This is a genomic window from Bacteroides sp. ET489, assembly GCF_030518095.1.
GTDB lineage: Bacteria > Bacteroidota > Bacteroidia > Bacteroidales > Bacteroidaceae > Bacteroides > Bacteroides ndongoniae.
The window spans coordinates 21,522-29,155 of record NZ_JAULLJ010000040.1; the positions used below are offsets into that span (position 1 = coordinate 21,522).

Here is a 7,634-nt window from a genome sequence, read left to right on the forward strand (position 1 = left end):
GGATTTATAAACTGTCTACCGGATATAAAAGTAGAGTAGATTTCATATGAAAAATGATATTATAAGATTTATCAAATCAAAAGAGTATAAATACCTTAAGGAAGTGGGACAAGGAGGTACCGGACGAACTATACTCATCAAAGACGAAACAATAAATGAACGATTTGTCTGTAAAAAAATATTCGCCATATTTTTCAGAATGTAAGACAAAATATTATGAGCATTTCGTCAATGAAATCAAGATTTTATACAAGATAAATCATCCGAACATTGTCCGCGTCTTTTCATATCATCTGTATCCGGAACATACAACCGGATATATCCTGATGGAATATATTGAAGGGTGCAACATAGACGAGTATATAAAAGCTAATCCAAAAGCTATCAACGATATTTTTGTTCAGACCATAAGTGGCTTCAAATATCTTGAGGATAATGGTATTATGCACCGTGATATCAGGCCTGGAAATATATTGGTCTCAACGGACGGCATCCCTAAAATAATTGATTTTGGTTTTGGGAAAACTACTCAGGAAGCAATTGATTGCACCAAGAGTGTCAGTCTTAACTGGGCATACTCAACACCGGAAGAATTCGTTAATAATATTTACGATCACAAGACTGAAGTGTATTTCGTCGGAAAGCTCTTTGAACGACTTATAGGTGATAATAACATATCGCAACTATTTAAGTATTCAGTAGTGTTGGAAAGTATGATACCTCCTAATCCAGACAATCGTATTTCATCTTTCCAAGAAGTGGTTAGGAATGTCACTTCAGAGAATTCGCTATTAGTCAAGTTTTCTAAAGATGAAAAAAACATATACTCTAATATGGCTGATTCATTTACAGGCGTTTGTACTAAAATGTATGAAGACACCAAATATGTTGAAGACTTGGAAATAATAACAGCTAAGCTCAGTGACCTGTTACAAAAATCTATACTTGAAACATACCTGCAAAGCAATAAAGATTTGATTTCATGTTTTGTATCTGGAAATTTTAGGTATATAACAAAAGCCGTGGTTCAGGTGAATCAGGTTGAACGCTTTTATGAGTGGTGGAATCAACTATCAAAAGACCGCAAAATAATTGTACTGAATAATCTTTGGACAAGGTTTGATAATATCGAACGGAAGATGGATGATGATCTTCCATTCTAAATTATATAGTTCTGCTTGAACCTTTGTGATAAAGTTTTATAATTGACAATCAGATAATTAGAGAATAATAGTAATATGGGACAAAAACTGCATAATCGAGTAGAGATCTGGAAGAAGCAACTGCTTGATTTCGGTAAAAGAAACAGACTTATAAATTTTCTTGAAGGGAAGCGTAATAATGTTACAATTACGTCTCCTTCATTTGACAAGTTATGGGATCAGCTTGTCATAAATGAAAAAGAGTTAGAGTTTCCATATGCTAAAAAAGTACAAATCTCTGACGATGGCGAAGAAATATGCGACACAATCATTAAAGGCGACATCGAAACCAATAAACCTATCGGTGAACTGCAGAAGACCTTAAAATCATTACGATATAAAGCTAACACATCTATTGAGGAGCAAGGCATTAATACTTTGTACCTCACTTTTGGTATGCTTAAATGGAAGGAACAGCCTGAATCGTCCCAAATATTTTCATCTCCTATTATTCTAGTTCCTGTACGACTTTTAATAGAATCTATTACTTCTCCTTACAGACTTACACTGCACGATGATGAAATCGTGATTAATCCTACTTTAGCACACAAACTGGATAATGACTTCGGCATTAGTGTTCCGGAATTTGATTCTGCACACGACTCTCCTGAAGAGTACATGGAAAGATTGTTTTCTAAAATAGAGAATCAAGATTGGAGTGTAGAGAGAAGTGTTCATTTGGCGAATTTGTCATTCCTCAAAATCAATATGTATAAAGACTTGGAGAGAAATGAGGAAAAGCTGAATGACAATGGCGTAATTTCAGCCATCGTCGGAGAACAAAGCACAATACAACAGATACCTGATGAACTTAATAATTTTGACCACGATAAACAGGTAAGGCCTATAGATACATTTCAAGTAGTAGATGCTGATTCAAGCCAACAAGACGCTATTTTGCTCTCCAAAAAAGGAGCGAGCTTTGTTTTACAAGGCCCTCCAGGAACAGGAAAGAGCCAGACTATTACGAATATTATTGCGGAAGCCATTGCTGATGGAAAGAAAGTTCTATTTGTTTCAGAGAAAATGGCAGCTTTGCAAGTGGTTTATAACCGCTTGGCGAGTGTAGGTCTTGCCGATTTCTGCTTAACACTTCACAGCCATAAAGCCAATAAGAAAGAAATCCTGAACGAACTTGCCAATTCTATAAATGTAGACCGTACTCGTGTTCGAGAAGAAGCCTTGGCGCAACTTGAACTTTTAGAAAGGAAGCGAAATGTGCTCAATGAATACCAAGAGGAATTACATACGCCTGCTTCCGGCCTAAATGTTTCCATCTACACAATACAAGGAAGATTGGCAAAACTGGGAAATGCCCCTGATGTTATTTTCCCGATAGACAATGTTGATGACACAACAAACGATGTTCTGAATGAAAGAATATATGTGCTTGGTGAATTATCCAAAACCATCAGCAAAAGAAGTGAGGATTATTTAAATAATGTTTGGCGTAATTCGACTGTAAGATATTTGTCAAATGAATTACGTCACGATATTGATTCAAAGACCAATCAAGCGACATCTCTTTTGAACAAGTTGGGCGAACAGCATTCGTCTGCTTGCTCTAAATTAGGAATTCAGGTTAATCCGTCTTTGAATGGAAACGCCACTCTGGTTGAAATACTGAATTTTGCAGCCAAGTCCCCAGTAATTCCAGAGGAATGGGTATTTGATCACAATGCTGATTCATTAATAAAGAAGGCGTGTGAATATAAAGAATCCGTTGAGGAAATTCAGCGTATTTCAAAAAAACTGAAGGAAATATATAACACAGAGAGACTGTCTTTTGATGCGACAAAATGCAAAGATAATTTAACCTCTTTTATGTCGCAACTTCAAAACAGAATCAATAGCGAAGATGGCAACCAGTTAACATCAAACATAGATGGAATACATTCTGATCTATTACAGGCGACAACTAAGCTTAACGATCTGTTTACATCTGCGGAGAAACTTGGTCCTAAATTAGGAATACCGGTGCCAAAGACTATCAATCAAATAATTTCATTTGTAAAGTCAGTGTCCGCAATAGGAGAGATTGTAAATATCAGGCCTACGAGAAAATGGTTTGACACAAATGACCTCAATCGTATAAAGTCAGACTTGGAAGCTCATAAAACTTGCCACAACTCTCTCATCAATGCTCGACAGAGCATATTATCTCGTTTTGACAATGAAATATTATCTTTGGATTTCTATCCTATTTTACAAAGATTTAGAGGTGATTATAGTTCATTTTTGCGAGTGTTCAAGAAAGGTTACCACAATGACCTTAAACATCTGACTTCTTATTTGTCTCAAGGTGGGAAGTTGTCCTATGAAGATGCTTTATCTACCTTGAATTCTCTCAAGCTTATTTCAGATAATCAAACCATAATTGATGCTGACAAACATCAATATGAGGAAGTTTATGGTGAATATTATCAAGGCGTTAACACTCAGTGGGATATCGTTTTATCGGCTATAGACACATTTAGAAAAGTCCTAGATCAACTGCATTCAGTTACGCCAGAATTCATCAGAATTACATCCTGCGGACAGTTGCCATCCTCTGAGATTTCGCAATTCAATATGCAAAGTTCGTCAAGTTATATTGATGAGCAATTAAGGATATTGAAAGCGATTCTCAAGGTTAAAATCGACGAAACTTCCATATGGGATAAGATTAATACATACTCACTTGAGACTATATCTTTGGCTGAAAAATTCATTGAAGAGTACAATGCCTTAATGAATATTCGCAATACGCCGTGCGATTATGAATCAGCCATTTCTGATTTGGATTTATCAATCTCATTGAAAGATCTGAATAATCAACTGGCAAGACAAAAAGACAAAATCAGAGGATTTTACAAAGATTTTTATAACGGACTTGAGACGAATTGGGATGAATTGATAGAGGCTCTTAAATACGCTGCTGGATTAAAAGAACTTGCGACACAGTATAGTTTACCTGATTCGTTTGTTAAAGCTGTATGCAATGATAAAAATATTATATCCTATTGTGGCGATACGAGCGGAAAAATATCCGCACTTAGAGATTCAGCAAGTGAATATATAGACTGGTTTGCATCTCTTTTTAACAATGAAGAAGATTTTTATCAGACAAATATCCTAGATCTTTCCAGAAGGATGTCTCTTTGCCGCGATAAAAAGTATTTGTTGGAAGAGTGGGTCGATTACTGTTCTAACAGAGAAAAGTGCGATAAACTCGGTCTTGGTACATTTATTAAACAAGTTGAGGGATTGGAAATAGATTCCAACTACATTACGGATGCATATCTTAAAAGATTTTATCGTCTTTGGCTTGATGCAATTCTTCCAAAGTTTCCTGCCGTGCAAGATTTCAGGGGAAGAATACAAGCACAAACTATTAGCGAATTCTGTGAGTTAGATAAAGGGCAGTTCAAAATTGCACGAGCACGAGTTCGAGAACGTGCATTAAGTAGAATTCCGGACTTCAATTCAATTAATGTTGCAAGGGATGAGATTGCAATATTGAAAAGGGAACTTAACAAGCAAAGGAGACTTATGCCATTACGCAAGCTCTTTATGACAATTCCAAATCTCATCACGGCTTTGCGTCCTTGCTTTATGATGTCTCCTCTATCTGTAAGTGTATTTTTGGAAGCTCAAAGTTACAACTTTGATTTGGTCATCTTTGATGAGGCATCGCAGGTTCATACTGAGGATGCTATTGGAGCCATAATGCGAGGCAAACAGACCATTATTGTCGGAGATACAAAGCAGCTTCCACCTACAAGTTTCTTCTCGGCATCACTTAATGATGAAGACTATGATATTGATTCCGATGAGACTGTAGAAAGCGAGGATGCCGGAGCTTTTGAATCAGTCCTTGATGAAGCTGTAGCTGTTTTGCCTGAGCGAAGCTTGAGATGGCATTATAGAAGCCGTGATGAACATCTTATTGCGTTCTCGAATGTCAAGGTTTACAATAGCCAGCTTATTACTTTCCCTTCATCGATAGAAAGTGCGCCTGACACCGGCGTGGAATATATTTATGTTAAGGACGGAGTATATGACCGAGGAGGAAAAAAGAATAATATCATTGAAGCTAAAAAAGTTGCTGATTTGGTTTTTGAACATTTCCGCAAGTATCCGAATCGTTCATTAGGCGTAGTGACATTTAGCGAAGCTCAACAGAATGCCGTGGATGCTGCTATCCGCCAAAGACGACTGCAGGATTCAAGATTTGACAAATTCTTTATAGAGGACAAAGAAGAACCATTCTTTATAAAAAATCTGGAAAACGTCCAGGGTGATGAACGTGATACAATCATCTTTAGTATAGGATATGCTAAAGACAGCAGAGATATTATGTATATGAACTTCGGACCATTAAGCCGTGAAGGCGGATACCGTCGTCTGAATGTCGCAATCACCCGAGCCAAGTACAACGTAAAGCTGGTTGGTTCAATCACTGCGAATGATATAGATCTTGACAAAACATCTTCAGAGGGTGTGAGGATGCTACGTTCGTATATTGAATTTGCGCAACAAGGCATTATCGCTCTGGAAAAAGAACTTACATATAATTATAATTTAGATTTTGATTCTCCATTCGAAGAGGCAGTATACGATTTTCTCCAATCTAAAGGTTATAATGTGGTAACTCAGGTAGGATGTTCGGGCTTCCGTATAGATATGGCCGTCAAAGACCCAATCAATACAGGTAAATTTGTCATTGGAATTGAATGTGATGGCGCAACCTATCATAGTTCAAGGACTGCGCGAGAAAGGGATAGACTGCGTCAGACCATACTTGAAGATATGGGATGGACAATATATCGCATATGGTCAACCGACTGGATAAAAGACCAGACAACAGAAGAAGAAAAGCTCGTTAATGCTATTGAAAAAGCATTGGGGGCTAATACTATAAGTAGCCATCTTGTCGAGAGTTGTCAAATAGGGCAATCTGTCATACCTCCAGTTGATATTGAAGAAATCATTGAGTCAACGGAAAGTCAGGAGCCCGGGTATGGATTTGACATGTATAAACGTGCAAATCCTTTTGGAGAAGAGGGTGCCACTGAAATATATGATACAATTTTTAATGTCATTTCGATAGAACAGCCAATACATTTTGAAGAGTTATGCCGCCGCGTCGCTCCATTATTTGGTAGACAAAAGGTTACCTCTGTTGTGCGCAATGATGTTAGTTTTATATTTAAGAATTACTTGAAAGGTAAAATTTCTGTTGATAAAAAAGAATTTGTGCGGATAGCCGGTTTTGACAATATAAGAGTAAGGATTCCAAATCCTGAGGATGATTATATCCGTCCAATCGCATATATCTGCGACGAAGAATTGGCCTTGGCAATGAAGGTGATAGTAACTAATAGTTATGGTATCACTCCTGATGATTTGTTTATTGTTACAGCGCGAGAATTTGGCTTCAAACGTACAGGAGAAAATATCACAACCTCTCTTCAGAGTGTTTATAAAGCGATGCTAAAAAGTGACGAAATCACAGAAGTCGACGGCAAAGTTCAAATTGCAGGTTAATACGGAACTTTAAAATTTTCAATTTATTAAAGAGAATATTTGATGCATAACCAGTAATATAAATAGATGATATGATTACAATTGGATATATTTCAGATATTAAGAACGGTGATGTCTATGTCACGTATAGTCACGTAGATAAAGATATTTGTTTTCATACTGAATCAAATTATAATATTGGAGATATAGTGGCCGTTGAGTTGGAAACAAAGTTTGGTCCAATAATTAACTATTCATACGAAGAAATAGTCGGATTACGATCTATATATAATATTGATGCATCAACTATAAAATATGTCTACTCGTATCAAGATTATTTGTTTCGCATTGCTTTTGGCAATTATTGTACGGAAGAATTTTTTCAAGAAATTAAACGTAATGGTATTTCATCAATTCTATATGAGAAATTCCTAGATCTTATAATATCTAGCGATTCTTTTCAATATATCGTTGCATATGTATCAGATACAGATATCTCAGAACTTATTGATAAGCGCAATGTGAGTCTATACAATATTACAGATAAATATGGTGATTATAAAGAAAGTAGGATAGAATGTACTGATTATGGTGATTCTTACATAAATTCTTTTCTTCGTATCATAGGTTCATATTCTCCAATATGTATCAATAATAGCCCAAAACAGTTCCCTAGAGAAACATATATGCAAGCTGTAAATAGAACAATAAATTCTACAGCTATAAATGCAAAGAAGAATTACAGTAAAGTGGAGCACCTGTCGCATCTTCTTAAAGAGATTCTCTTAGTTAAACAGCTATATGTGTCGGAAAAATTTAGAGTACATAAAGAAGCAGGAAAATATTTAGGCTACTCATTTGCTAAATGATTTATAAATACTTAAGAAGTCTTCAAAATCTCCGCTTATATAAACTTCCAGAATA

Annotated in this window: 3 protein-coding genes; all 3 read left to right on the forward strand. The window is 36.1% G+C overall.

The features are described from left to right. Positions 1-155: 155 nt before the first annotated feature. Complete coding sequence (locus Q3C19_RS15825; RefSeq protein WP_302730598.1) at positions 156-1,163, forward strand: protein kinase family protein; 1,008 nt, start codon at positions 156-158, stop codon at positions 1,161-1,163. A 75-nt stretch (positions 1,164-1,238) separates the two neighbouring features. After that, positions 1,239-6,731 carry a DUF4011 domain-containing protein gene (locus Q3C19_RS15830; RefSeq protein ID WP_302730600.1) on the forward strand — a complete coding sequence of 1,831 codons (5,493 nt, stop codon included), beginning with the start codon at positions 1,239-1,241 and terminating at the stop codon, positions 6,729-6,731. Positions 6,732-6,802: 71 nt separating this feature from the next. Beyond that, a complete protein-coding gene (locus Q3C19_RS15835) occupies positions 6,803-7,579 on the forward strand; it encodes a hypothetical protein (RefSeq protein ID WP_302730602.1) in 777 nt (258 codons plus the stop codon). Positions 7,580-7,634 lie beyond the last annotated feature (55 nt).

What these genes read in the sequence shown, in the direction of transcription:
- Q3C19_RS15825 (WP_302730598.1), top strand. Translation starts at nt 156, where the DNA reads ATGAACGATTTGTCTGTAAAAAAATATTCGCCATATTTTTCAGAATGT.
- Q3C19_RS15830 (WP_302730600.1), top strand. Translation starts at nt 1,239, where the DNA reads ATGGGACAAAAACTGCATAATCGAGTAGAGATCTGGAAGAAGCAACTG.
- Q3C19_RS15835 (WP_302730602.1), top strand. Translation starts at nt 6,803, where the DNA reads ATGATTACAATTGGATATATTTCAGATATTAAGAACGGTGATGTCTAT.